The sequence below is a fragment of the Phytohabitans flavus genome (assembly GCF_011764545.1).
In the GTDB taxonomy this organism is placed as follows: Bacteria; Actinomycetota; Actinomycetes; order Mycobacteriales; family Micromonosporaceae; genus Phytohabitans; species Phytohabitans flavus.
In genome coordinates this window covers 1,081,229-1,104,638 of sequence record NZ_AP022870.1, presented here as the reverse complement: position 1 = coordinate 1,104,638, position 23,410 = coordinate 1,081,229, and the positions used below count along the sequence as shown (strand labels likewise).

Annotated in this window: 23 protein-coding genes and 5 pseudogenes; 8 read left to right on the top strand and 20 right to left on the bottom strand. The window is 69.9% G+C overall.

Going from position 1 to position 23,410, the window contains the following annotated elements:
* Positions 1 to 61: 61 nt before the first annotated feature.
* From Pflav_RS44865 to Pflav_RS04690, 8 genes and pseudogenes are all read right to left on the bottom strand, one after another.
* Positions 62 to 316: a hypothetical protein gene (locus tag Pflav_RS44865; RefSeq protein WP_232070987.1), complete on the bottom strand. Its 255-nt coding sequence runs from the start codon at positions 314 to 316 to the stop codon at positions 62 to 64.
* Positions 317 to 1,105 (bottom strand): molybdate ABC transporter substrate-binding protein, encoded by a 789-nt coding sequence (gene modA, locus Pflav_RS04715; RefSeq protein WP_173042230.1) that lies wholly within the window; start codon positions 1,103 to 1,105, stop codon positions 317 to 319.
* A gap of 11 nt (positions 1,106 to 1,116) precedes the next feature.
* Positions 1,117 to 1,386, bottom strand: a pseudogene (locus Pflav_RS04710) (TOBE domain-containing protein); the annotation flags it as partial.
* 41 nt (positions 1,387 to 1,427) lie between these two features.
* Positions 1,428 to 1,955: a xanthine dehydrogenase family protein molybdopterin-binding subunit gene (locus Pflav_RS47145; protein WP_197937956.1), complete on the bottom strand. Its 528-nt coding sequence runs from the start codon at positions 1,953 to 1,955 to the stop codon at positions 1,428 to 1,430.
* The gene (locus Pflav_RS04705; protein WP_197937954.1) at positions 1,952 to 3,655 is read right to left on the bottom strand and encodes a xanthine dehydrogenase family protein molybdopterin-binding subunit; all 1,704 of its coding nucleotides are present in this window, start codon (positions 3,653 to 3,655) and stop codon (positions 1,952 to 1,954) included. Before Pflav_RS04705 ends, Pflav_RS47145 begins: the two co-directional genes overlap by 4 nt.
* Entirely contained in the window at positions 3,652 to 4,875 is a 1,224-nt protein-coding gene (locus Pflav_RS04700; RefSeq protein ID WP_173034017.1) for an XdhC family protein, read from the bottom strand. The genes Pflav_RS04705 and Pflav_RS04700 overlap by 4 nt, the downstream gene beginning before the upstream one ends.
* A 36-nt stretch (positions 4,876 to 4,911) precedes the next feature.
* Positions 4,912 to 5,889 carry an FAD binding domain-containing protein gene (locus Pflav_RS04695; protein WP_173034015.1) on the bottom strand — a complete coding sequence of 326 codons (978 nt, stop codon included), beginning with the start codon at positions 5,887 to 5,889 and terminating at the stop codon, positions 4,912 to 4,914.
* Positions 5,889 to 6,353 (bottom strand): (2Fe-2S)-binding protein, encoded by a 465-nt coding sequence (locus Pflav_RS04690; protein WP_232072628.1) that lies wholly within the window; start codon positions 6,351 to 6,353, stop codon positions 5,889 to 5,891. Before Pflav_RS04690 ends, Pflav_RS04695 begins: the two co-directional genes overlap by 1 nt.
* A 478-nt stretch (positions 6,354 to 6,831) precedes the next feature.
* Between Pflav_RS04690 and Pflav_RS04685 the strand changes: the two are divergent.
* Positions 6,832 to 7,047: pseudogene (locus tag Pflav_RS04685) on the top strand (helix-turn-helix domain-containing protein); the annotation flags it as partial.
* Here the strand turns inward: Pflav_RS04685 and Pflav_RS48465 are convergent.
* A complete protein-coding gene (locus Pflav_RS48465) occupies positions 6,940 to 7,584 on the bottom strand; it encodes a hypothetical protein (protein WP_415624412.1) in 645 nt (214 codons plus the stop codon). The pseudogene Pflav_RS04685 and the gene Pflav_RS48465 overlap by 108 nt on opposite strands.
* Before the next feature lie 332 nt (positions 7,585 to 7,916).
* On the opposite strand from Pflav_RS48465, the pseudogene istA reads away from it, so the two are divergent.
* The 3 genes and pseudogenes from istA to istB form a co-directional block, all read left to right on the top strand.
* Positions 7,917 to 9,437 (top strand): annotated as a pseudogene (gene istA, locus Pflav_RS04680) (IS21 family transposase); the annotation flags it as partial.
* 128 nt (positions 9,438 to 9,565) lie between these two features.
* On the top strand, positions 9,566 to 9,778 hold the full coding sequence (locus Pflav_RS04675; protein WP_173032598.1) for a hypothetical protein: 213 nt from the start codon (positions 9,566 to 9,568) through the stop codon (positions 9,776 to 9,778).
* Positions 9,775 to 10,551 (top strand): IS21-like element helper ATPase IstB, encoded by a 777-nt coding sequence (gene istB / locus Pflav_RS04670; protein WP_173032803.1) that lies wholly within the window; start codon positions 9,775 to 9,777, stop codon positions 10,549 to 10,551. Before Pflav_RS04675 ends, istB begins: the two co-directional genes overlap by 4 nt.
* Before the next feature lie 185 nt (positions 10,552 to 10,736).
* Here istB and cas6 read toward each other — a convergent pair whose 3' ends face one another.
* The 10 genes from cas6 to Pflav_RS04620 are packed head-to-tail and all read right to left on the bottom strand — an operon-like array spanning position 10,737 to position 19,870.
* Entirely contained in the window at positions 10,737 to 11,507 is a 771-nt protein-coding gene (cas6, locus tag Pflav_RS04665) for a CRISPR system precrRNA processing endoribonuclease RAMP protein Cas6 (RefSeq protein ID WP_173034011.1), read from the bottom strand.
* 1 nt (position 11,508) lies between these two features.
* The gene (locus tag Pflav_RS04660) at positions 11,509 to 12,594 is read right to left on the bottom strand and encodes a hypothetical protein (RefSeq protein WP_173034009.1); all 1,086 of its coding nucleotides are present in this window, start codon (positions 12,592 to 12,594) and stop codon (positions 11,509 to 11,511) included.
* Positions 12,591 to 13,016 carry a hypothetical protein gene (locus Pflav_RS04655; protein ID WP_173034007.1) on the bottom strand — a complete coding sequence of 142 codons (426 nt, stop codon included), beginning with the start codon at positions 13,014 to 13,016 and terminating at the stop codon, positions 12,591 to 12,593. The genes Pflav_RS04660 and Pflav_RS04655 overlap by 4 nt, the downstream gene beginning before the upstream one ends.
* Positions 13,013 to 14,311 carry an RAMP superfamily CRISPR-associated protein gene (locus Pflav_RS04650; RefSeq protein ID WP_173034005.1) on the bottom strand — a complete coding sequence of 433 codons (1,299 nt, stop codon included), beginning with the start codon at positions 14,309 to 14,311 and terminating at the stop codon, positions 13,013 to 13,015. The genes Pflav_RS04655 and Pflav_RS04650 overlap by 4 nt, the downstream gene beginning before the upstream one ends.
* Positions 14,308 to 15,621: a hypothetical protein gene (locus Pflav_RS04645; RefSeq protein WP_173034004.1), complete on the bottom strand. Its 1,314-nt coding sequence runs from the start codon at positions 15,619 to 15,621 to the stop codon at positions 14,308 to 14,310. Before Pflav_RS04645 ends, Pflav_RS04650 begins: the two co-directional genes overlap by 4 nt.
* A gap of 17 nt (positions 15,622 to 15,638) precedes the next feature.
* Positions 15,639 to 16,226, bottom strand: coding sequence for an RAMP superfamily CRISPR-associated protein (locus Pflav_RS04640; RefSeq protein WP_173034003.1), 588 nt, complete (start codon positions 16,224 to 16,226; stop codon positions 15,639 to 15,641).
* A complete protein-coding gene (locus Pflav_RS04635) occupies positions 16,223 to 16,522 on the bottom strand; it encodes a hypothetical protein (protein WP_173034002.1) in 300 nt (99 codons plus the stop codon). The genes Pflav_RS04640 and Pflav_RS04635 overlap by 4 nt, the downstream gene beginning before the upstream one ends.
* Positions 16,504 to 17,631, bottom strand: coding sequence for a Cas10/Cmr2 second palm domain-containing protein (locus Pflav_RS04630; protein WP_173034001.1), 1,128 nt, complete (start codon positions 17,629 to 17,631; stop codon positions 16,504 to 16,506). Before Pflav_RS04630 ends, Pflav_RS04635 begins: the two co-directional genes overlap by 19 nt.
* On the bottom strand, positions 17,631 to 18,020 hold the full coding sequence (locus Pflav_RS04625; protein WP_173034000.1) for a hypothetical protein: 390 nt from the start codon (positions 18,018 to 18,020) through the stop codon (positions 17,631 to 17,633). Before Pflav_RS04625 ends, Pflav_RS04630 begins: the two co-directional genes overlap by 1 nt.
* Entirely contained in the window at positions 18,008 to 19,870 is a 1,863-nt protein-coding gene (locus tag Pflav_RS04620) for a hypothetical protein (protein ID WP_173033999.1), read from the bottom strand. The genes Pflav_RS04625 and Pflav_RS04620 overlap by 13 nt, the downstream gene beginning before the upstream one ends.
* Positions 19,871 to 20,501: 631 nt before the next feature.
* Between Pflav_RS04620 and Pflav_RS48460 the strand changes: the two are divergent.
* The 4 genes and pseudogenes from Pflav_RS48460 to Pflav_RS04605 form a co-directional block, all read left to right on the top strand.
* Positions 20,502 to 20,597 (top strand): annotated as a pseudogene (locus tag Pflav_RS48460) (CRISPR-associated endonuclease Cas1); the annotation flags it as partial.
* A gap of 85 nt (positions 20,598 to 20,682) precedes the next feature.
* Positions 20,683 to 20,979, top strand: a pseudogene (locus tag Pflav_RS48455) (CRISPR-associated endonuclease Cas1); the annotation flags it as partial.
* A gap of 7 nt (positions 20,980 to 20,986) precedes the next feature.
* Complete coding sequence (gene cas2, locus Pflav_RS04610) at positions 20,987 to 21,310, top strand: CRISPR-associated endonuclease Cas2 (protein WP_173033996.1); 324 nt, start codon at positions 20,987 to 20,989, stop codon at positions 21,308 to 21,310.
* A gap of 1,135 nt (positions 21,311 to 22,445) precedes the next feature.
* Positions 22,446 to 22,595 carry a hypothetical protein gene (locus Pflav_RS04605; RefSeq protein ID WP_173033995.1) on the top strand — a complete coding sequence of 50 codons (150 nt, stop codon included), beginning with the start codon at positions 22,446 to 22,448 and terminating at the stop codon, positions 22,593 to 22,595.
* Positions 22,596 to 22,790: 195 nt separating this feature from the next.
* On the opposite strand, the gene Pflav_RS04600 is transcribed toward Pflav_RS04605, so the two are convergent.
* On the bottom strand, positions 22,791 to 23,297 hold the full coding sequence (locus tag Pflav_RS04600) for an NUDIX hydrolase (RefSeq protein ID WP_173033994.1): 507 nt from the start codon (positions 23,295 to 23,297) through the stop codon (positions 22,791 to 22,793).
* Positions 23,298 to 23,410 lie beyond the last annotated feature (113 nt).

The window sequence follows — 23,410 nt, the reverse complement described above, 5'->3', positions numbered from 1 at the left end:
GGGCGGGCACAGTCACGACCGGGGCCACCTCACCCGTAGTCAGGCCGAGAAACGAGTCGCGTCAGGTCGGTCCTGCCAGCGGACACGAAAAATGGCTCCGCTGGCAGCAGGCGTCCGGACTGGCCCGGCGGGCACGTCCAGGTGGATACCGCCCACCTGGACGCAGCGTGTCCACGGCGCGGATCAGCAGCCCGGCCAGCGGCAGTACGAGGAAGAGCAGGCCCAGGCCGGCGGGGACGACAAGCGGCAGCGGCACCCGCCCGGCGACCCGCCGGGGTGTGGCGGCCCGCGCGGGCGGGTGCGTGCCGATCGTCATTTACGGTGCCTGGAACCCGGCCGCGGTCAGCACGGCCTTGCCCAGGTCCGACTGGACGTACGTGGCGAACGCCTGTGCCGCCGTCTTGTTCGGCGCGTTCTTGAGCACGACCATCGGGTAGTCGTTGATGGCGCCCGCCGACTCCGGAAACTCGACGCCGTCCACATCGGACGCGGAGGCCTTGGCGTCGGTGCGGTACACCAGCGCCGCGTCGACCTCACCCAGCTTCACTTTGGACAGTGCGGCCTTCACGTCCTGCTCCAGCGTCACCGGCGTGAGCTTGACGCCGGCCGCGTCGAGCGCCTTCTTGGCCGCCGCGCCGCACGGCACCTGCTCCGCGCAGAGCGCGACCTTCACCCCCGGCTTGGTGAAGTCCGCGAGGCCGGTCACCCCGTTCGGGTTTCCCTTGGGTACGGCGATGACGAGCTGGTTCTTCACGAACGTGACCGGGGTGCCGTCACCGTTGCCGGCGTCGGTCACCGTCTTCATCGTGGCTGGGGAGGCGGCCGCGAACAGGTCGGCCGGCGCGCCCTCGTTGATCTGTGTGGCCAGCTGCGAGCTGCCGGCGAAGTTGAACGTCAACTTCGTGCCCGGGTTGGCGGCTTCGAAGTCCTTGCCGATCTGCGTGAACGGCTCCGTCAGCGACGCCGCCGCGAACACCGTCACGTCGCCGGTCACACCCGATCCGCTGGCGCTGGCCTGCGGCGCCCCGGCGTCCTCGCTGTCGCCGCCGCAGCCGGCCAGGCCGACCACCGCCACCGCGAGCAGCGCGGCCAGACGGGTCCGGATCCCTAGTTTCACTAGCTGGTCCTCCCTCTATTAGCGACGGCTGGGGCGGATCGCTCCACCACGACCGTGGTCGACTTTGATCACCGCGACGGCCACCGACCCCACCCGCAGGTCGAGGTCGTCGACCGCCTCCCGACTCATCAGCGACACCACCTGAACGGCCCGGCCTGGATGTCCACCTGCGCCATCACCGTGTCCTTCACGACGGCGGTGACGATGCCCCGCAGCCGGTTACGCGCCGAGGACTCCTCCGAACGGTCCTCCGGATCCCCCGACTCGGCGTGGTCGCTTCCGCGACGCGTCGGGTTGGTCTGCAAGGGGTCTACAGCAGTTTGTCGAGGGTGATCGGGAGGTCGCGCCGCCGAATGCCGGTGGCGTTGAAGATGGCGTTGCCGACTGCGGCGGCCGAGCCGACCGTGCCGAGTTCGCCCAGGCCGCGGGTGCCGAGGCCGCCGATATAGGGGTCGGGTCGGTCAAGCCAGTGCACGTCGATGTCGGGGATGTCGGCGTTGACGGGGACCATGTAGTCGGCCATGTTTGCGGCGGCCAAGCGCCCGGTGCCGAGTTCGAGGGGGTTGTCCTCCAGCAGGGCTTGCCCGATGCCGAAGATGACGCCGCCGACGAGTTGGCTGCGGGTGGCCTGGGCGTTGACGATGCGCCCGGCGTCCACGACCGTGGTGAAGCGCGTGACACGAGGTTCCCCGGTGAAACAGTTGACGCGGACCTCGCAGAAGTGGGCGCCGAAACTGTGGAGCTCGTACTGTTCGGCCACCTCGGTGTCGAGCTGGGTCTGCTGCGTCGCTTCGATGCCACTTCTGCCGACGGTGGTGAGGAGGCGTCCGAAGGTCATCGAGAGGCCTCCCCGTGCAGGCGGCCGTTCTCGTAGGTCAGATCCCTGGCAGCGGCGCCGTGCCAGGGTGAGCGTGGCTCGGTCACCGCGAGCTGGACGAGCGCGCGTATCACGTCGGCGGCGGCGGCTTGGATCGCCGGCACGCTGCTGGTCGTCGCCCCGGAGCCTGCGGCGGTCGCGCCCGGCGGCAGCGTCGAGTCACCGAGCTGGGGTGTCACCTTGCGCAAGGGGATGCCGAGGCTGTCGGCGCAGGTGATCGCCAGCACGGTCAACGCGCCGGTACCCAGATCGCTGGTCGCGGTGGACACGACGGCGGTGTCGTCGTGGCGCAGCTCGACCTTGGCGGCGGCGGGCCACTGGTTGGTCGGATAGATGGCGGTGGCCATCCCCATGCCGATCAGCCATTGCCCGTCGGTGCGGCTCCGCGGCTTGGCTCTGCGGGCCGACCAGCCAAAGCGTCGTGCACCGATGCGGTAGCAGTCGTCGAGATGCTTGCTCGACCACGGCCGGCCCGCGCCGGGCATGACGGTGGCGTAGTTGCGCAGCCGCAGCTCGACCGGGTCGACGCCGGTGGCTACGGCGAGTTCGTCCATGGCGGTTTCCAGCGCGAACGCCCCGGGCGCCTCGTTGGGTCCACGCATCGCCCAGGTCGGCGGAAGGTCAAGGCTGACGAACCGTTGGCCGATGTGCAGGTTCGGTGTCTTGTACAGCGCGTCCGAGGTGTCATGGGCGGGAAGCGTGGGCCATCCGCCGACGGCCGGCAGCTCGGAGTCGCAGTCGTGGCTGAGCACGTTGAGGACCCCGGAGCGGGAGGCACCCAGCCTGATGGTCTGGTTGACCTGGCCCCGATGTCCGACCATGGTGAACACCTGTTCCCGGGTCAGGACGAGCTTGACGGGACGGCCCAGTTTGCGGGCCGCGCCAGCGGCGAGGATGGCGTCGTTCCACGCCATCACCCGGCTGCCGAAGCCGCCGCCGACGTACGGGGTCACCACATGCACAGCCTGGGGCGGGATGCCGAGCCTTGCCGCGATCAGCTGCCTGCAGTTCATGGGCGTCTGCGATCCGGTGTGGACGGTCACCCGGCTCTGGTCGGCGTTCCACTCGGCGATGCTGGCATGGGGTTCCATCCCGATGTGGTGCTGTATCGGCTGGTGGAAGGTGGCCTCGACAACGACGGCGCTGTCGGCCAGTGCCGCGTCGATCGAAGCGACGCCGGGTGCCAGGACAGTGAAGTTGAGCGGTGGAAAGCCGGGCGGCCCGACGGCGGGCACACCGGGGCTGTTGGCCTCGAGTGAGGTGTTCGGCGTCGCCTCCCGGTAGGTCGTGGTGACCAGCGCCGCGGCATCGCGCGCCTGCTCGAAGCTTTCGGCGACGACCACGGCGATGGCCTGTCCGCGGTAGCGGACCTCGCGGTCCTGCAGGGGTGCGTAGTTCTCGACGATCCCCGGCGGCGGCCCCGCCGGCGGCGCGAGCAGTCCCAGATTATTGTCCGGGTTGTACACGGCCAGAACCCCGGGAGCGGCCCGCGCGGCGGTGGTGTCCATCTCCAGGATCTGGCCCCGCCCGATCGTGCTGGTGACCACGTAGGCGTGCGCCACGTTCGAGATCGGATAGTCGGCCGCGTAGGGGGCGGCACCGGTGACTTTCAACCGGCCGTCGACCCGGTCGATCTCGCGTCCGACTGGTGAGACGGTCATCGTGACTCCTGACTGCTGGAGAGGGCTTGCGGATACGGCACCTCGGCGCCGAGCAGGTTGATGCCGACACCCTGGTCGAGATGCACCGCCGGCCAGAAGGCATCCGGTGACGGGACGCCGCGACGGTGAATGGGTACCCCGGTCCGCAGCGGCACCCCGGTGCCGCGATGCCGGTGAGCGACTATCTCCGCCGCGATCGACAGCGCGGTCTCCTGTGGGGTACAGGCGCCGAGGTCGAGCCCGATCGGCGAATGCAGACGGCTGAGTTCACGGTCGGTCAGGCCGGCCTCGCGCAGCCGCACCAGACGCTCCTCGTGGGTACGCCGCGACCCCATGGCCCCGACGTAGCCAACCGGCAGCCGCAGCGCGGCGGTGAGCAGCGGCACGTCGAACTTCGGGTCATGGGTGAGCACGCAGATGACCGTGCCGCCGTCGAGACGCTGTGACCGCAGATAGCGGTGCGGCCACTCGACGACGACCTCGTCGGCGTCAGGGAATCTGCCCCGCGAGGCGAACGTGGCCCGCGCGTCGCAGACCGTCACCCGGTAGCCAAGGAAGCTGCCGATGCGGGCCAGCGCCGCGGCGTGGTCGATGGCACCGAAGACGAGCATCCGCGGTGCCGGAGTGTTGCTCTCCACCAGCAGCGTCATCGGCTCTCGGCAGTAGCCGTCGGCCACGCCGATCTCGACGGTGCCGGTCTGCCCCGCGTTTAGCAGGCCGGTCGCGTGGATGACCGCCGCCCGATCGAGCGCCCCATCGCCGAGGGTCCCTTCACGCGGCCGGCCGGGCCGCACGACGATCATCCGCCCGAGGTGAGCGCTCGGGCCGGCCACGATCGTGGCCACGGCGACCGGCTTGTCCTGCGCGGCGTCGGCGAAGGCCAGCCCGAGTTCCGGCTCGGTGCGGGGATCGTGATGGTGCAGGATCAGCTCGATCGTCCCGCCGCAGGTGAGGCCGACGCCGATAGCGTCATCGTCGGTGTATCCGAACCGAAGGACCTTTGGCCGGCTGTCCCCCGACAGCATCTGCTGACATGCCTGGTAGACAGCGGAGTCGACGCAGCCGCCGGACACGTTGCCCAGTACGGCACCGTCCGCATCGACGACCAGTGACGCGCCGGGCTGGCGGGGAGCGCTGCCGTCCACCCTGGTGACGGTGGCAGTCACGAACGGGGTTCGGTCCCAGATGCGTTTAAGCAGCTCGGCGGCGAGTTCAAGCATGACCGCCGCCTCTGCCGGCTGTCGGGGTCGGCTGGTTCATCCGCGTTCCTGCAGGGTGATGAGGGCCCGGATCAGCGTGCGCCGCAGCAGCGCGGGCTTGAAAGCGTTGTGCGTCAAAGGCCGGGCGCCGTCCGCGGCGTTGCCGACCGCGGACTCGAACGTGTCGGCGTTGGCGGGCCGGCCAGCCAATGCCCGTTCGACGCTCGTCAGCCGCCACGGTTTGGTCCCCACCCCGCCAGCGGCGATCCTGGCCTGCCGGATGATGCCGCGGTGCACGTCGAGTGCGACGGCCGCGGAGGCGAGGGCGAACTCGTAGGACTGCCGATCGCGGATCTTCAAATAGAGGGAGTGCGCCGCCCACGGCGAGCGGGGAACGGAGATGCCGGTGATGAGCTCGCCCGGTCGCAGCACGTTCTCGACGTGCGGCGTAGTGCCCGGAAGCGTGTAGAAGGCGTCGAGCGGTACCGTGCGGGCGCCTTGTGCCGTGGCCAGATGCACGACGGTTTCGAGCGCCACCAGCGCGACGGCCAGATCGCTCGGGTGAGTCGCCACGCAGTCGTCGCTGGTGCCGAGGATCGCATGGATGCGGTTGATCCCGGCCAGTGCCGAGCAGCCGCTGCCGGGCTCCCGCTTGTTGCAGGCGGTCGTGACATCGCGGAAGTAGCCGCATCGAGTGCGCTGCAGCAGGTTCCCGCCGATGCTCGCCATGTTGCGCAGCTGCCCGGAGGCGCTCAGCTGCAGCGCCTGAGCGATCATCGGATAGTCCCGGCGCACGGTACGGTCGGCGGCGACGTCGCTCATCCGCTCGAGCGCAGCGATGTGCAGCCCATCTCGGTCAAGGGTAATGCCGTGCAGCGGAAGCCGGTTGATGTCCACGACCTGGTCCGGGGTCATCACATTGAGCTTCATCAGGTCGACCAGAGTCGTGCCGCCGGCGAGGAAGGCGGTACCCGCCCCGCCGTGCGCGACGGCCTCGGCTACAGAACGCGGTTGGGTAAAGGAGTACGCCCGCATCAGCGCATCACCTTCTGCGCGTCTTTGATCGCGTCCACGATGCGCGGATAGCAACTGCACCGGCAGATGTTGCCCGACATACGTTCGCGGATCTCCTCGTCGGAGCTTGCCTTGCCTTCCTGGACCATGCCGACCGCCGACATGATCTGCCCGGGAGTACAGAAACCACACTGCAAACCGTCACGCTCGACAAAGGCCTGCTGCATCGGATGCAGCCGGTCACCCCGAGCAAGACCCTCGATCGTGGTGACCTCACGCCCGTCGGTCGTCGCCGCCAGCGTCAGGCAGGACAACACGCGCCGACCGTCGACGTGCACGGTGCACGCCCCGCACTGACCCCGGTCACAACCCTTCTTCGTCCCGTGCAGGCCGAGCCTTTCGCGGAGCGTATCGAGCAGTGTGACCCGCGGGTCCACCTGCACCGTGCGCAGCTCGCCGTTGACCTTGACCCGTACTGTCACCACAGGCGCGCCGACGGCGTCAGGGGCCACCGCCGCGTCCGCCGCCGTCGCCGTCGCAAGCAGCGACCCCGCTACCGCAACGGCGCCAGTGCTACCCAGCACGGTTCGCCGGGACACACCCGACCGGCTGTGGCCGACGTCATCATCATCTGGATTCATCAACTCTCCCCGGGTTTGCCCGCCGGATGGGACACACCGGAACCCGTCGGCATAGCCGCTCGGCCCGGGTGCTCGTCCCACTGTGAACACCGGCGCCGATGCCTGGCAGGACTTGTCGATCCCAGGCTTAGGGCTTGCGACGCTGGGCCCGCCGCCGGATCCACGACCTCCGGACAGGACGTTGCGCTGATCGATGGTGACGCGCCTTGGCTGGTCCGTAAATCGCGGGGCCGCCGTGTTGCCGAGAAGGGGGATCGGCAATCCGTGGCTGCTCGAGTGCGCCGGACGGTAGGAATGGGTAGCACCGAGAAAGGACAGCGCATTGGTGATTGATCGGGCCGGTCTGGCTGAGTTCCTTCGGCGCCGGCGGGAGTGGCTGCAACCCGAGGACGTCGGCCTTCCGCGCGGACAGCGCCGCAGGACCGACGGGCTACGGCGGGAAGAGGCGGCCTCGCTGTGCCACATGTCTACCGATTACTACGCGCGGCTTGAGCGGAAGCGCGGACCGTACCCGTCCGAGAAGATGATCGCCTCGATCGTCGTCCGGGGACTCGACGACCAGCCGCCCGGCCTCGATGCGTACGCCAGCGCCGGGCACGCTGACGTAGACGGTGCGGGTGGCCGGCTCGACGATGCGGTGGTCGTCGATTACTGGCGGGTACCGGGGCCCGAAGTCCTCACCGAGGAAGCAGAACCCGGTCTCGAACGACATCACCGCTGCGTCGCCGACATCCATGCGGATCTGTTTGGCAGCCTCGGTCACTACCTTCAGCCCTTCCCTTGCCTCGGCCTGCGAGCTGGCCAGTAGCAGCATGTCGTCGCCGTAGCGGACCAGCGGAAACCTGGCGTCGCGTACCTGGTCGTCGAGTTTGTTCCAGGGCCAGGTTGGACAACAGCGGCGATAGCGGTGCGCCCTGTGCCAGGCCCAGTCCCTCGCCGCGCAGCCGGCACACCTGTTGCACCGCGCCGGTGACCCCGAGTCCTGGCCGGTAGCGAACGACGACGGCCCCAGCCAGGGATCGATCACCGGGGACAGGACCGCGGCGATGGCCTTCTCGACCAGGCGGTCGGCCACGGGAGGAATGGCGAGCCGGCGTACGCCGCCGTCGTCCTAAGGGATCTCGACCGAGGTCAATGGCCGTGGCTGGAAGGTGTCGTCGGCCAGTGCGACGGCGAGGTGTGCGATCCGTTCGTCCGCCTCGGCGGCGAACCGTGTCGGCGCTCACGTAATTCCCCACCTGTAGCGGTCTGACGCTCACGTAATTCCCCACCCGCTCGCTCACCTAATTCCCCAGGTGAGGCGCCTGGGCGCCTAGGGCTCCCAGTGGGGTGGTCCTCGCGATCTTGAAGAGTTCTCCCTTGTCCGGGTGACGGGTGAGGGAGCTGATGGCGAGGAGAACGTTCGACGTGGTCGATGTGACCGAGATCTTCATCCACTGGTACGCGGGCCGGTCGATCAGCGAGGTGGGCACGTCGCTGGGTGTGGATCGTAAGACGATCCGCAAGTACCTGGCCCCGGCGGTCGCGGCTGGGTTCGTGCCGGGTGGGCCGGCGATGAGTCAGCAGGACTGGGCGGCGCTGGTGACGCGGTGGTTCCCTCAGTTGGCCGATACCCGGTTGCGGCAGGTGACCTGGCCGCAGATCGCTAAGCATCACGAGTACATCACTGCCCAGCTGAAGTTGGGGGTGACGCAGGCGACGATCCACCAGCGGCTGCGGGACGAGCACGGCCTGACCGCGTCGGTGGCGTCGTTGAAGCGGTATGTGGCGGCGAACCTGCCGGAACAGGTGCGCCGGGACCGGGTCGTGGTGCTGCGCGATGAGACGGACTTCCCGCCGGGTGAGGAGGCCCAGATCGACTACGGGCATCTGGGCCATTGGGTAGATTCGGCGACCGGCAAGCGGCGTCGAGTGTGGGCGTTCGCCATGGTCCTTGCGTGTTCGCGGCACATGTTCGTGCGGCCGGTCCTGACCATGGATCAGCGGGCCTGGACCGAGGCACACATCGAGGCGTTCGCGTTCTTCGGTGGCACGCCGCGGCGGCTGGTGCCGGACAACCTGCGCACCGGGGTGGACAAGCCTGACCTCTACGACCCGAAGATCAACCGCTCCTATGCTGAACTGGCCGCCCACTACGGGGTGCTAGTCGACCCGGCCCGACGCGGCAAGCCGCGGGACAAGGCCCGCATCGAGCGGCCGATGCCGTATATCCGGGACAGTTTCTGGCGCGGTCGCCAGTTCGCGTCGCTGGAGGCGATGCAGGCCGCTGCGACCCAGTGGTGCGCCGAGGTCGCCGGCCGCAGGTCCTGCCGGCCGCTGGGCGGTGCGGCGCCGGCGTCCGTGTTCGCGGCTGTCGAAGCAGAAGTGCTGCAACCGTTGCCTGGCAAGGCGTTCGCGTTGGCGACGTGGTCGACGGCGGTGGTGGGACCGGACATCCACGCCAAGGTCGGTAAGACGATCTACTCGGTGCCGTGGCGGTTCATCGGCCAGCGTGTCGACGCCCGCGAGACACCGCTGGTGGTCCAGATCTTCCACAAGGGACAACTGATCGCCACGCACGGCCGCAAGCCACAAGGCAAGCAGACCGACTTCGGGCACTATCCGCCCGAGAAGATCGCGTTCCGGATGCGGACGCCGACCTGGTGCCGCACCCGCTCCGCCGAGATCGGCCCCGCCTGCGCTCAGGTCATCGCCGGGCTTCTGGAGGTCAACGCTCTGTTCCGGCTCCGCGCCGCGCAGGGCGTGCTCGGACTGGCCGACAAGCACGGCACCGCCCGTCTCGAGGCCGCCTGCACCAAGGCGATCGCGGCTGGCGACCCGTCCTACCGCACGGTCAAAGGCATCCTGGTCGCCGGCGCCGAGACCGACCCGCCACCACCGTCCGCTGGTGACGGCGGCGCCGCAGCGCACCTGCACGGCCCTTCGCAGCTGTTCGCGAACGTCATCCCCCTGCCCACCCCGAACGTCACGCTCGACATGGACACGGTCATCGCGGACGACGACCGCGGCGACGCTGGTGACGACGAGCAGCCCAGCGCCGCAGCGGGAGTGCTGGCATGACCGACCAGACCACCACGGCGACGGCGCCGCAGCCGGCCTACCCGCTGCCCCAGCCCGGCGGAGCAGATCCCCGGTTCACCTACGGCCTGCTGCACGACGTCGCCGAAGTGTTGCAGCGCAACGGTTTTCCCCGCCCGGCCGGCACCGACTGGGCCGACCTGATGGCCGCCCTGCACCACTTCCTCTACCAGCCCAAGGAGACCTCGTGACCATCGTCGACACCGCGCTGCACGACAGCCTGCGCGCGTTGAAGCTCTCCGGCATGCTGCACACCCTCAACGCCCGCCTGGCCCAAGCCCAAGCCGGCGAGCTCGGCCACCTGGAGTTCCTGCAGGTGCTCTGCCACGACGAGATCACCCGCCGGGAAACCATGGGCATGCAACGCCGGCTGCGCCGCGCCCGCTTCGACCAGACCACCACCCTGGAGGAGTTCGACTTTCACACCAGCCCGAAACTGCCCGCCGCGCAGATCCGCGACCTGGCCGCGCTGCGCTGGCTGCAGGCCGGCGAGTCGGTCATCCTGCACGGCCCGGTCGGCGTCGGCAAAACCCATATAGCGCAAGCCCTCGGGCACCTCGCCATCCGCCGCGGCGCCGACGTCCGCTTCACCAAAACCAGCCGCGCCCTAGCCGACCTCGCCGGCGGCCACGCCGACCGCACCTGGCCCCGCCGCCTCGCCGAGCTCGCCCGTCCCGCGTTGCTGATCCTGGACGACTTCGCCATGCGCGAACTGACTGCCCAACAGGCCGACGACCTCTACGAACTCATCTCCGAACGCGCCCAGGCCGGCCGGTCCTTGATCGCCACCTCGAACCGGTCACCGGCCGACTGGTATCCGCTGTTCCCCAACCCCGTCGTCGCCGAATCGCTGCTGGACCGGCTCATCAACACCAGCCACCAGGTCTTCATGAACGGACCCAGCTACCGCCCCAACAAACGACCCGGCCGAGCCGGCTCGACAACACCGACCGGCACCAAGTAGAACATCAACCGAGGGCCACACCCTGGGGAATTACGTGAGCCCAGACCCGGGGAATTCCGTGAGCGACGACACCCGGGCTGTGCCGGGCGAGACCATGCCGTCCGTTCGGTCGTCGGCGAGCAGTTCCTGCCATGCCGCGGTCAACGCTTCGACGGCGGTCGCGGCCGCGTGCAGGGCGCCCAGGCTCATCCCTGCGGGACAGGCCGCCGGGCTTGGGGGCGGCGCGATGGTGCCGGTGTCCAGGTCGGCTCCCGGCGGTTCAGCCCGAACCCGCGGGTGGTGTGGGCGCCGATGCCGGCGTATGCGGCCAAGCGCACCAGCCTTTCCACGCTGGCGGCGGCCTGGCTGTCGGTGTCGCAGACGAACCGTAGTCGGCCGGTGAACCCGGATATCACCCGGTCGTTGACGCGCACGGTCTGGCTGGCCACGTCGATGTCGGTCAACCACACCGGATCGGCCGACAGGTCCAGCACCAGCGGTGGCAGGTCTGGCGGTGCGAAGTCGCGCCACGAGCGGCGCAGCGAGCCGAGGATCGCCGGCAGCGTCGGCGCCGGGGTGAAGGAGTTGCCGCGCCGGAACGTGGTCGGGGTGAGGAACCGTAGGCACCACGCCTGGTCGCCGTTGGTGTCGCTGATGTCGGCCAGTGCCTGCCATGATTCGGCCGTAACCTGTTGCGGCGCGGTGTGCAGGGTCGACCAGGACGAGCCCAGCCGGACCCGGGTCCCGGCTTGGGCCTGCTGGCACAGCCGGTCGGCTGGTGGTTCGGTGAGCAACCCGATCTCGACCGCGGTCCCGCCGGTCGCGGCGATCGGCGGGGACACCGAGTAGGGCTTGGTCTGTGCCCGGTGCGCTTCGTCGCTGTCGTCCAGCCATCGGCAGACGACCGCGTGCAGGTGCTCCAGCCGCACCGTGGCGGGGTCGATCCCGGGCAGCAGCAGACGCCAGCGGCTGGGCATCTCACGCCTCCTGACCGGTGCGGCAGTTTACCGGTTGTGCCGGGTGGACCCGCATCGGCATACAGTGTCCGGATTTGGTGTCGACGCAGTGCAGCAGGTGGGTGCCGGCGAAGAACCGGCAGTCACCTTGGGCCAGGCACCAGCCCAGCGCCATGGCCAGGGTTTTGGGCATGGCGGCGGCCACGACAAGCTCCCGCCCGGTGGTGGCCTGTTTGATCGCGGCGACGGCCGGTGGCAGGGACCGGGCGAGGGTGGCCAGCTGTGCGCTGGTGAACCCGGGACCGGCGTGTCGGGCCACGCCCAGGGCTGCCGGGCCGAGTTCGTAGAACTCGCCGACGTCCATCCCGTCGAAGACGGTGTCCGGGTCCAGACCGCGGCCTGTGAAGGTGAGCAGGAGCCCGACCCTCCTCCCGGTGGTGCGGCGTGTCGTCGCCGAGGGCAGCGCGGCGCCGCCGGTGGCCGGTTGAGGCATTCGGAACACGACCTCCGGCATGCCGTCACCGGCGCTATCCGGCCGGCCAGGCAGCTCCAGCAGGCGCAGGTTGTCCACGATGGGTAGTTCGGCGCCGATGGCCAGCGCCGCCGGCCAGGGCATGTTGGGGGCGATGGTGTAGGCGGTGTCGTCCCGGTCGCCGTTGACCACCGCCTCGAGTGCGGCGGCGACGTCGGCGCACATGTCGACCAGGTCGATGGTCCCGTCACGGGTATGGGTGGGCAGGTCTGCCCAGCGGGTGACCGACCGTAGCGACATGCGGCGGCGGCTGGCTGCCCGCAGCGGGATGGTGTGCCAGTCTGGCCAGGCGTCGTCGATCAGCCGCACGTAGAACAGCGTGCCGGTGCGCTGGTGTACTGACCCGCGCCAGACGAGGGCCGCGAACAGCGCGGCGAGTGTGGCGGCCAGGCATAGCACCCGTGTGGGCGACAGCTGTCGGGGTCCGGTCACTGGCAGCAGGTCCTGCACGACCAGGGCGAGTAGCGCGGCGGTGCCGGCCAGGGTGGCGGCGACGGCGAAGTTCGCGGTGGCGACCAGCACGGTGCCGCGCGCCTGCCACCACCAGCGGGCGACCGCTGTCCGTGGCGCGGTCATCGCCCGTCCATCCGGACGAAGGTGATCGGATGCGGCCCGCCCACCTCGTACAGGGTGACCTGCTGGTCGGCGACCTGTGCTGGTAGCGGGCCGACGCGTTTTTCGCCGGCGGGCCAGGTGTGCGCGGTGCGGGTCACGTACCGGACCTGCTCGGCATGCAGCGCGGTGAGGCCGGTCGGGGCCGCAGGGCCGATCTCGAGGGCGCCGACGATGGCCGAGGGGCCGTCGATGCGTGCCCGCAGCAGCCATGCGTCGGTCCACGCCCACAGGTGGGTGTACGGCGGAGCCTGGTCCGGGCATGCGCCGATGTGGAATCCGTGGTAGTCGGCCCATGCGGTAGGTACCGCGCGCAGGGCTGCGGCCAGGGTGGGCCAGGGCAGGCGGCCGTAGCCGTGCAGGGTGGCGGTGTGGCGTTCGGTCACCCGTGCACCTCCGGTCGGGTCGGCTCGCCGGGTGGGGCGGTCAGGCCTGGCACGTTCACCGGTCCGGGTGGGTTGGGCGGGTTGGCCAGCCGCAGGGTGCCCATGCCGCGGGTGACCTGAGAGCCGACGCCGATCAGCCCGTCGTGCAGGTCGCGGAGCACGTGCCGGACCGCTACCCGTACCCAGTCCTCGACCGGGCCGAGGGCGTCGATGCGCAGCTGCAGCCGGCCGGAGGTGACCGGGTCGGTTTGGAACAGCATCCTGTCGCGGGATCCGCCGGTGACCCGGTCGATGCCGACCTGGGTGCGCACTGAGGTCGCCGGCTGCCAGGTGGTGTCGATGGTGGAGTCGGCGAAGGCCAGCAGCCCGCGTGCCTTCTGGTGGCCGAACACGTGGCAGGTGGGGCAGGTTCCGCAGCCGCCGGGCTGGGTGCAGGCGGCGTGTGCGCCGTACAGGGATCGCAGGATGTACTCCACCCGGGACCGGATGACGCCTTTCCAGGCCGAGCCGGGGATCAGTGGCCGGCCGCCGCGGGTGCGGGGGCTGGCGGGCCCGGTCGGGCGGGGATCGCCGACCAGCAGCGCGTCCTCGATGAGCAAATCCTCTACCAGCCACGCTTCGGGCGTCACCGCGGCGATGGGTAGGTCGGTGGTGGCCACCGCGGCGACCAGCGCTTCGCCGTGGTGGGTCAGCCACAGCCGCGCACCGCGGGCGAGGCAGGGGTCGATGGTGCCGTGGCGCAGGCGGGACAGCCGGGCCTGGCCGCCGCCGGTGCTGCGGTCACGGCCGATGGCCGGCTGCCACGCGGCCAGGACCGTCAGGTGCGCGGCGTCGAGTTCGCCGTCGAAGCGTAGGTACGCGGTGAGCACCCCGCCGCAGGCCACGGTGCGGCTGTAGCGCAACGATGTGGCTGTGGCGGCGCCGCGGCGGCGGTCGATGCCGGTCTGGCCCACCGTCTCCAGCAGCGGCTCGCCGCCCACGCCTGGCCTGCCGGTGGGTGTGGGGTCGGCGTCGAAGCGGGTGCCCAGCAGCCACAGCCGGGAGGCGTCGGCCGCCTCGTCGTGCTGCTTTGGGGGGCGGCTGCCCATCAGGGTGGTTTCCAGGCTGGTGCCAGCCGTGGCGTCGTGCGCGCGCAGGTGGGCGCGTAGCGACCCGGCCAGCGACGAGCCGGGCACCCACGGCCGGCCGTCGAGGTCCACCAGCACGTCCCGGTCCAAGGTCGGGTCGTCAAGCGGCACCGTTCCGACCGCCCAGCCCGGTTCGACGGCGATCTGCGCCACCAGGAAAGTGATCATTGGCGTCGTCCTTCGCCATCGTGGGCGACGTCTGGCCCGTAGGCGGTGATGGCCAGGGTGGTCAGGTCCCGCAGGGTGGCCGGGTCGATGTCGGCCAGGGCGGTCCGGATGCCTTCGCGTTGCCGGCCGGTCAGCCCGGCCGCCGTGGGCTGGGCCAGCAGCGCGTCCAGAACGGCGTCCACGTCCGCGCTGCCGCCGGGGGTGGTTTGGGCGCGGTGCTGCTCGACCTGCAGGCCGCGCAGCGCGCCGACCAGCCAGGCCCGCTCCCGGGCGGCAAGGTCGAGGTCGAGCAGGACCCGCAGCCGCCGGTGTGCCCCGCCCGCTGGCCTGGCCTGGGCTGGGGTGTGGTCGCCGGCCGATGGTGGCCGCCACGGCCCGGTAGCGATCTGCGCTATACCGAACCCTTCGGCCCGGCGCAGGCCGATGCCGTCATCGAGCAGCCGTTGCGCGAACGCGTCCACTGTGGCCGGTTCGCCGACCAGCCGGTAGGTGGAGCCGGGCATCGCGCACACGTCGGCGGGTTTGGGTAGTCGTGATGCGGCGTGCCACCCGGACCACGACATTGGCCGGGTCCATGCCCCGTCCAGGCGTACCCCGTTCGGCAGGTCCAGGTCGGGGTCCGGGTCGAGGCGGGGCCGCCCGGCCACATCCACGAAGACGGCTGGGCTTTCCAGCCGGACCACCAGGGTCCCGCCGGTGGGCGGCGCTGCCGGCGCCGGCGCTGCGGTCGCGTGGTAGTCGGCGGCGCCGCCGACCGAGCGGCGTCCACCCAGTCGCAGTGTGCGGGGCTGCGCCAGCCAGCTGTCGGTGCCGAACACGGTGCCGGTCAGCCGGGTGCCCGCCGGTAGCGCGTCGTGCCCGTACAGTTCGCCCTCCTTGGCGCGCATCGTCTGCGGGTCGATGGAGGTGCGCACCACCCGCCGCGGTTCCGCGTCGGCCGGCAGGCCCAGTTCGCCTTTGCTGGCCTGCATCCGTTGCCCGCAGCCCGGACAGGCCACGACCGGTGCGAACGCCCGGTCCACCACGGCGGCGGCGCATACTTCGTCGCGCGGATACTTGCAGGAGAGCACCGACAGCGGTATCCGAGTGCTGCCGTCCGGGTGCAGCGGCCCGAACCGGGTCTGCCCGTCGAACAGAGCCCGGAACCGGGCCGTCGACCCGCTGCCGTTGGGTGTGCCGTGCTCGGCGATCCACGCCGCCGCCAGCGCCCCGCGAAGGACGCTTCCTGGTACGAAACGGTGGCCGTCGGTGAAGAACGACACCTCCGAGGAGACCCCCAGCGCCAGCGGCTGCCGCGCGGTGACGGTCACCTGAAGCACCTGCCGCCTCACCGCGTTTCACCCGTCGGTGGCAGGTCGGCCAACACGGCGAGGAGCCGATCCACATACGCCGATATCTGGTCGTTGTCGGTGGGCCAGGGCGGGTCGGTCGGGGTGATGGACACCCAGCCCAGGCCACGGCGGCGGTCTCCCCCAACTGCGGTGACCGCGCGGGCGGAGGCGATCAGGACCGCCTCGTGCGCGGCGACGAGGTCCGGGTTGACCCAGCCGACCCGGCTGACGGTGAACTGCGCCAGCGGCGTGTGCACCTCCTCCGCGATGGCCAAGGCTCCCTCGACGACCGTGCCGGTGTCCGGGGCGATCTGGATGCGGGCGCGAACCTTCACTTGCGGCGGCGTGTCGGTCTGCGGCGCGGCGTCCGACCAACTCCACGCGGACGGCTGCCACGCGGTGCCGTACACCGCATCCACCCAGTCCGGTGCGACCTGTAGCACGTCGCGGGCGGCCGAGCGCATCACACCCTTGAGGCTGGACGCCGGCAACGGGTTCTGCCGGTCCACTGTGGCATCCGCCCCCTCACCGGCCCGGCCGGTGGCCACCCGGAACGGGGTGTGAAAGGCGATCTGGAACCTCACCGCCACCACCTCGCCAGCGCCAACGCGTCACCGATCCGCCCCGCCGCAGCGCCGCCGTCCAGGAACGGCTCGACGACATCGCCGCGGTCCAGCCGCCGAACGTACTCGTGGATCCGGGCGGCGGACAGGGCGGGATCGTCGGTGTCGACCAGCCGCTCCAGCACCTGCCGGCCCGCCGGCGGCACGGTACGCAGCGTCCGGATCGCCTCAGCGTGCTGCTCCAGATCCGCCAGCGTCCACGGCGCCCGGTTTGCCGGCGCCCGCTCGCCGTCGCGGGTCACGTCCAGCCACAGCACGGCCGGCTGCCGGCCCCGTAGGCCCGCTTCGCCGTGTCCTTGGCTTCGTCGGCGAGCTCCACCGCCCGGCGGAACGGGAACGCGTTATGCGCGAACACCACCCCAGCCGACGCGCCGGTCTGCTCCCCGGCTCCGCTGGCCACGAACGGCCGCAGCGTCTGGTCGGCGGCCAGCAGCCGGGAGAACGCGCGCAGGTAGCTGGTGACGAACCGCCACGCCCGGTCGGCGACCACCGACACCAGCAGGTCGTCGCCGCCGACCACGTGCGGGATCACCGGAACCCTGGCCCCGGACTCCAGGACCGCTGCGGTCGCCTCGCGCAGGGCGTCGCGGGTCGCCTCGGAAACCGCCCGGGACGCCTGCGCTTTCGCGTCCGGGTCGCCGCTGGCGATCACCCGGTCGAACAGCGCGCCAATGCTGTTGCCGTCGGCGAACACGGTCGCCAAATGGTTGCCGTTGCTGTGCTCGTCGCCCAGCGCCGCCAGCTCGCCGAAGTCCGACACCACGTCGTGATAATCGCGTCCCAACCGTTGCAGCAGGTCCCACTCGGCGCCCACCGGCACCGCCCCGTCCCGCAGGCCCGCAGACCGGTACCGCTCGTGGTAGCGCTGCAAACAGTCGGCGCACAGCCACGGCCGCTTCTCGTGAATCTGGCTGCGCTGCAGTCCCGGGTCCACCCGGCACTGCCCGCAGCTTTCCAACGGCGGGAAGTCGACGACCGGCGGGCCGCTGCGCAATGTTGCCGTCAGATCTGATCGAGTGCTCCAGGCGTGGTAGGCCTCCACATAGGAATCAGCTGTCGCCCAGGATGCGGCCAAATCCAGCGCGGGCAGCCGGTCGTGCAGGTAGTCGAACACCTCCCGCGCCACCGCCCCCGCATCGCCCTCCGGTGGAAGGCACAGCGGCACCACCCCATCGGCCTGACCCGCCTGCCGGTTCACCCGCACACCGGCAGCCCGCAACACCGGATTCCGATCAATCCACCCGGTCAGCTTGTCCCGGTCGGTGGCGTCGCTCAACCACGCCGAGGCGCCCCGGCGCCCCTTCAAATCCGGGGTCCGACCCAGATACGGCTGGATCCGCCGCACCCCGACGTCCAGAAAGGTCATCACCGTCCGGACTCCGAACCCTTGCCCAGATCCTCTTTGCGGATGATCGGCAACGACTGATCCGGCGCGGTCGGGTCGGGCAACGGCTGCAGCCGCCGCTGCGGGCCCTCGGCCAGATGCATCCCAGAAGTGCCGACGAAAAACGCGAACGGCTCATCGAACCGCTTCAGGTCATCGCGCTGATCCGTCCAGTGCGCGCCCGGCGGATACCACACCCGGGCCGGGTCCACGCTGTCAGCGGCCAGCACGGCCGCCAGCGCCGGCCACGTCGCCGTCACCGCGGCCGGCACCGATCCAACGAACGCCGCCACCAACCGGCCCGGTTCGGCCGGGACCGGGTCCGCGTCGCCGTAGCGGCTGCCCGCCGACCACACGCTCAGCTGCGACACCGACGCACGGCAGCTGCCCAACCCCAGCGGCTTCCCCCACCCAGGTGCAGCCGCAGCCGGTCCGCCCGCCCGAGCACGTCCTCGGGCTGAAACGTGGCCAGCAGCCCACCCAGCTCAGCCTCGCTCAGGTTGTCGAAACTCACCTCGCATTCCAGCACCGTCCCGGCCGGGGCGAGGTGGCGTTCCACCCGCATCCTCGAACTGGCCTGATGGTCGCGGGCCGCATGCCGCGGCACGTCCTGCACCGTCGGGTCGGCGTGCCAGTAGAACTTGCGGCCCCGCACCGGCCGCGGAGCACCGGCGTCGGGCTGCGCGCCCCACTCCCGAGTCGGCAACGCCGTCCCGGTCGAGGCGGCGGCCGTGTCGTCGTACCCCAGATAGAACTGCCCAGCCCCGGGCCGCGGCGCACCCAACGGCGCCCGCGAGAACACGGCCAGCTCCACCGGGCCGGGCGAGACCGCGTCGCCGATACGTACATGCCCGGCGTACGCCCGCTGCCGGGCCGTCTCACTCGCCTCCCGGGACACCGTGTCCGCCGCGCCGAACAGCCGGCACGACGGGCACAACAGCAACTCCTGCTCAGCCTCACCGTGCCCGCGCTCGAACTCGTCGGGCTGGCCGCGCTCGGGCCTGGCCGCCCCCGACGGGACGGCGGGCGGCTGCGGCGGGCAGGCCAGCAGATGCGCCGGCACCCGGGCGCCCAGCGGCCCCGCGCCGACATGCCGCCAGATCGCCGCCATCCGAAGCCCGTCCACACCCGTGCCGGACCCGTCGCGCCTGACCCACAGCACGTCACCACGGTCAAAAAAACCGGTCACCGCCTTACGGCGGCCGATCTGCTGCCCCCGGAACTCGACCGGCACCCAGTCCGCCGTGGCCTCACCAGTCCGTGCGCTGGCCCGCCGCTGCGTGACCTCCCGCGCGCCCGCGACCGCGCGCCGGAACTCCCGCCACGCCGACTCGGCCACCTCACCCACCGCGCTGTCATCGCCGACCCGGCCGCAGGCGGCGAAGTACGACCCCGGCTTCTTCAGCGTCGTCTGCGGCCGACGTGCCCCCGCGTCGGTCAGCAGCACCACCCAATCGCCGCCGCGCTCGACCGGCTCGTCCTCGGGCAACTCGTACCGCTGCAGGCTGGTCAGCTGCTTTGGCGGGTCGAACGACACCCGGCAGCCGGTGGCCAGCTGCCCGCCCCACGCCTGGCGCAACTGCCCGGCCCGCACCCACACCACCGGATCGCACAGCCGCACCGTCAATGGCTGCCCATCCCCGGTCACCTCCTCCACCACGGCCAGCGTCCACCGCGCCGCCAGCGCCGCGGCCACATCCCGGTACGAAGGCACGAACTCTTCGTCCAGCACCCGCAGGCAGCCACCGGCCAATGTCTCGTGCAGCGAGCGCACCGCACCCTTCACCGACGCGCCAGGCAGCCGCAGATGCTGCCCGGACACCGCACCCTCCGGCGCCTGCATCGGCGAAGCGAACTCGAACCGCACCCGGAACATGCCACCCAACCGGCCTGCCGCCAGCAGATGATGCCCGGCCGGCGGCTCGCGGACAACCGCCTCCGGGAAAGGCACAAAGGTGTAGGGGTTGATAAACCGGCGCCCCGCCTCCTCCCGCGCCTGCCTCGCCTCGACGGCTGCCTGCCGCGCGGCCTTCCGCGCCGCCGCCTCGACCCGCCGCGCCCGCATCCGCTCCAGCCAGCCAGACAGGCCGCCCTCGCACTCCCAACAGCCGACAACCCCGCCGATCGGCCGCTCGAACAGCAGGAACGACCCGATCCGCTCCACCTGCGCGGCAAGATCCGGGTCGGTCAACCCCACGGCCTCCGGCCGCACTTCACCCACCGCATCACCACCGACACGGCGCCGCAGCCGGATGGATCCCCTCTGCCACCTGGCAGAGCACCGCGTCGCCGCCGGACCGGACAACTCCAGCAGACACACCTCGTCGTCCACCTCAAGAACACCCACGCGTGGCAGCGACACCTTCTCGCACTGCGCCGACACCTCCGCCGCAGACCCCGGCGGGACCGTCAACGAAACCGCCGATCCACCGTTGCCAGCCTCGACCGGAACATAAACCAGCACTCTGCGCTGCGGCTCCCACGAAAGGACCACCACATCCGCCATCCGATCAACCCCGCCCGCAGGGGAACAGCCGGTGGTCCACAGGCGACACCATCCCTCAACTCAACCAGCCCCAGACCGACAGTCAACGTATCCACACGGTCGACTTCCCGACCGACGGCAAGCGTGCCAGCCCGCTTGCGATCGAAAGGGTGATGGCACGGGGCGATCGCCGCGTAGAAGGCCGAACGGGTCAGCCGCGGTCGGCACGTCGGCTTCCCCGTTCGGGCGGGCGGTGCTGGAGGCGAAGATCCGCAAACAGGTCGTGCTGGTACAACCCCTGACCCGCGGCCGCCATAGAGGAGATCATGGGAGTCGAAGGCGCCGCCGCCCGGGGCATTTCCAAGCCATGAACGCGCTCGTACCCGAACCGCTGCGGTTCGAGAGCCGATCTCGCCGCCCGCCGATGCACGTGGTCAACGCAGCCCTTTCCTTCGGATACACGCTGCTGCTCGCGGCGAGGCGACCGCGGCGCTGGCCGCCGCCGGGCTCGACCCCGCGATCGGGCCGCTGCACACCCCGCCGACCGGCGACCCAGCCTTGCCCTGGACCTCATCGAGGAATCCCGCCCGCTCATAGTCGACCGGGTCGTCGTCACCGCCCCCGGAAGCGGCCGGCTCAGGCCGGAACACGGCCGGACCGAACACGGCCGCGCGGTGCTGTTGTCCAAGGCCCGGGCGGGAGGCGCTCATCGACGGGTACGGCGGACACGACACACCACCCGTGCAGCCCTGCCCGGATACACCGGAAGCCTGAACCGGCAGGCGCAGCGACTAGCCGCCCACGTCGAACGCAGCGAGCCGTGGACCGGGCGGAACTGGCGGTAAGACAACGATGCCGACAGTACTGATCTGCTACGACATCTCCCGCGACGACAGCCGGGCCAGCGCCGCCGCCACCCTACAAAACTGGGGAGACCGCATCCAACGCAGTACGTTCATCTGCACCCTCGAACCCGCCGACCTGACCGACCTACCCACGCGCGTCACGGGAATCATCGACACACGCACCGACGCCGTCCACATCACGCCGATCTGCGGCACATGCTGGAACGGCATCACACTACTCGGACAGGCCACCGCCGACACCAACTCCACTGGGCAGTATTATGAAAAGACCATAGTAAACAATTCGACATATTTCGGCCTGGGCGGCTGATCATAGGCGGAAGGCTTCGACTGCGCAGGCCGCTTAAGCAGCACAAACACAATCATGATCTTGCAATCCTTCGAACGCGCGTCGATCCGCCAGAGCGTGCAGCGCAAGCCGCCCGCATTCCCGCAGGTCACAGGCACAGAAAACCTGATAACCTCGACAAGCACGTCACGCCGAAGGGCGTATAGAAACCTGACACCATCTCCACGAATGTGCATGGTGAGGTCGACAACCACGTCACGCCGGAGGGCGTATAGAAACCAGGCATCACTGCGCGGGGTTGTTGACGAGTTACAACCACGTCACGCCGAAGGGCGTTTAGAAACACCGCATCCTCCAACCATCCAGAGAAGGGCATGTGTCAACAACCACGTCAAGCCAAAGCGTATAGAAATATGTCGCTGATGTGACCCTCGGAACAAAGGGGTTCAGAACCACCTCGGACCAACGGGCGCATTAGGAACCAACCGCTTGAGAAGCGCAAGGGGCGGAATGAAACGTTCAGTTCAAAACCACGACACGTCGTCGACCCTATATGGAGACCGTGCTTGAGCGCCTCTCAGGCGACCGCTGCGCCATGCGCGCAGCGGCTCACGGTCCGCATGTCGCGATGTCACGCAGAAGCGGGCGTATCGCCCCTTGAGAAAAGGTACGCCGGTGGCGACGACATGTCTCATGAGACACGCGAAGTCCGGAGAACGACGGCCTCCGGATCATCGCCTTCTGCCTGCCGGATCGGCTGTACCTGCAATCGCGGGCGGGTCAGCAGACATCGCCCAGCTACTACGTCGCTGGCTACCGCGGAACATCGTCGTTGACGGCGTTATCTGCAGTGGAACGTCGTCCTTGGGCCTGGTATGGCCCCCCACTCCATCGTGGACATATCGGTATACCACGTCGGGCCACGCCGTACTGACGCGGCTGCGGGACCTGCAGGCGTTGGAAGCGCATCCGCACCAACATCTGTGCAGCGGAACTAAGCAACGTGTTCGTGGTCCACTCTGTGATCGCCGATCAGAGAGCCATTGGTACTCGTGCCGGTGGGTCAGTCATAACGTTTCGTCCGTCTGGCAGGCGCGAGACGTCAAGCCCCGGCTATGCGCAGCAAAGTTCCCAACCAGGCTCGGAGGATCCAGCTATGAGTGAACTGCCAGATTTCAGGAGCATGACCGAGGAAGAGATCGGTGAGTGGTTCCTCAGCGCCGACACCAGCATCCTGCTTGCCAGCGCCGAACGTCCTAGCGAGCCGATGATTCAGGTCGATGCCCACGAGGAGCCGTCAAGCTGACGCTAGGCCCGCCCCCGGGGTGCCGTCGCCGTTCGGGCAGCAGCGAAGAGTGCTACCAGGCGGAGGGATCGGCTTGTTCGCACCCAGGTCAGATCTACCGGGCATGACGGTCACGTTACGCCCCTTTCTTCGCCACAAAGCGGTCCAGCCCAGTCGCATCAGTTGGGTGGCGCCGTGCAGGTGGACGGATGCTTGCTACGGGCGGCGCGGCTGTAGCAGCTGCCACGCGGCCGCGACGATCACCGGTATGTCAGGCCGCACGTCCGGGCCGTTTAGTTGGTCGATCGGCATCCACTGCGCGTCGTCGACTTCGTCGGGTTGAGCGATGGGGACGACGAGGCTGTCGGCGGTGGTGAGGTAGAGCATGTCGACGTGGAGATGTTCGGGTTCGTCCCAGCGGGGGTTGGCCGGCGCTACATATTGGATGGTCATGATCGGCGAGGGCTGCCAGACGCCGGCAGGTACATCGAGCCGGTCCCGGGTCCAGAGGGTGGCGTGGATTCCGGTCTCCTCTCGCGCCTCACGGATCGCGGCCTCGTCGCCGCTCTCGTCCGGCTCGAGATGGCCGCCGGGAAACTGCCAGAGCCGGGTGACGTTGTGGACGGCCAGCAACACCACCCGGCGGGCAGGGTCGATCACCACGGCGGATGCGGTCAGGTGCCGTCCACTGTGGGCGGCGTCGCTGATGTCGGGCTGCTGCACGGTTCTCCAAAGGGCAGATGGGTTGTTGTAGGCGGTTCCTGGCAGGCATTGGTGACTGGGCTTCGCCGCCGACCCTTTGCGGATCCGGGCTTCATGCCGTCCGTGGTACCTGG

Bases quoted from the DNA above. Each gene is read 5' to 3' on its own strand.
- Pflav_RS44865 (WP_232070987.1), bottom strand. From the start codon at position 316: ATGACGATCGGCACGCACCCGCCCGCGCGGGCCGCCACACCCCGGCGG.
- Pflav_RS47145 (WP_197937956.1), bottom strand. From the start codon at position 1,955: ATGACCTTCGGACGCCTCCTCACCACCGTCGGCAGAAGTGGCATCGAA.
- Pflav_RS04705 (WP_197937954.1), bottom strand. From the start codon at position 3,655: ATGACCGTCTCACCAGTCGGACGCGAGATCGACCGGGTCGACGGCCGG.
- Pflav_RS04700 (WP_173034017.1), bottom strand. From the start codon at position 4,875: ATGCTTGAACTCGCCGCCGAGCTGCTTAAACGCATCTGGGACCGAACC.
- Pflav_RS04695 (WP_173034015.1), bottom strand. From the start codon at position 5,889: ATGCGGGCGTACTCCTTTACCCAACCGCGTTCTGTAGCCGAGGCCGTC.
- Pflav_RS04675 (WP_173032598.1), top strand. From the start codon at position 9,566: ATGACCGACCAGACCACCACGGCGACGGCGCCGCAGCCGGCCTACCCG.
- cas6 (WP_173034011.1), bottom strand. From the start codon at position 11,507: ATGCCCAGCCGCTGGCGTCTGCTGCTGCCCGGGATCGACCCCGCCACG.
- Pflav_RS04660 (WP_173034009.1), bottom strand. From the start codon at position 12,594: ATGACCGCGCCACGGACAGCGGTCGCCCGCTGGTGGTGGCAGGCGCGC.
- Pflav_RS04650 (WP_173034005.1), bottom strand. From the start codon at position 14,311: ATGATCACTTTCCTGGTGGCGCAGATCGCCGTCGAACCGGGCTGGGCG.
- Pflav_RS04630 (WP_173034001.1), bottom strand. From the start codon at position 17,631: ATGACCTTTCTGGACGTCGGGGTGCGGCGGATCCAGCCGTATCTGGGT.
- cas2 (WP_173033996.1), top strand. From the start codon at position 20,987: ATGCCGACAGTACTGATCTGCTACGACATCTCCCGCGACGACAGCCGG.
- Pflav_RS04605 (WP_173033995.1), top strand. From the start codon at position 22,446: ATGAGTGAACTGCCAGATTTCAGGAGCATGACCGAGGAAGAGATCGGT.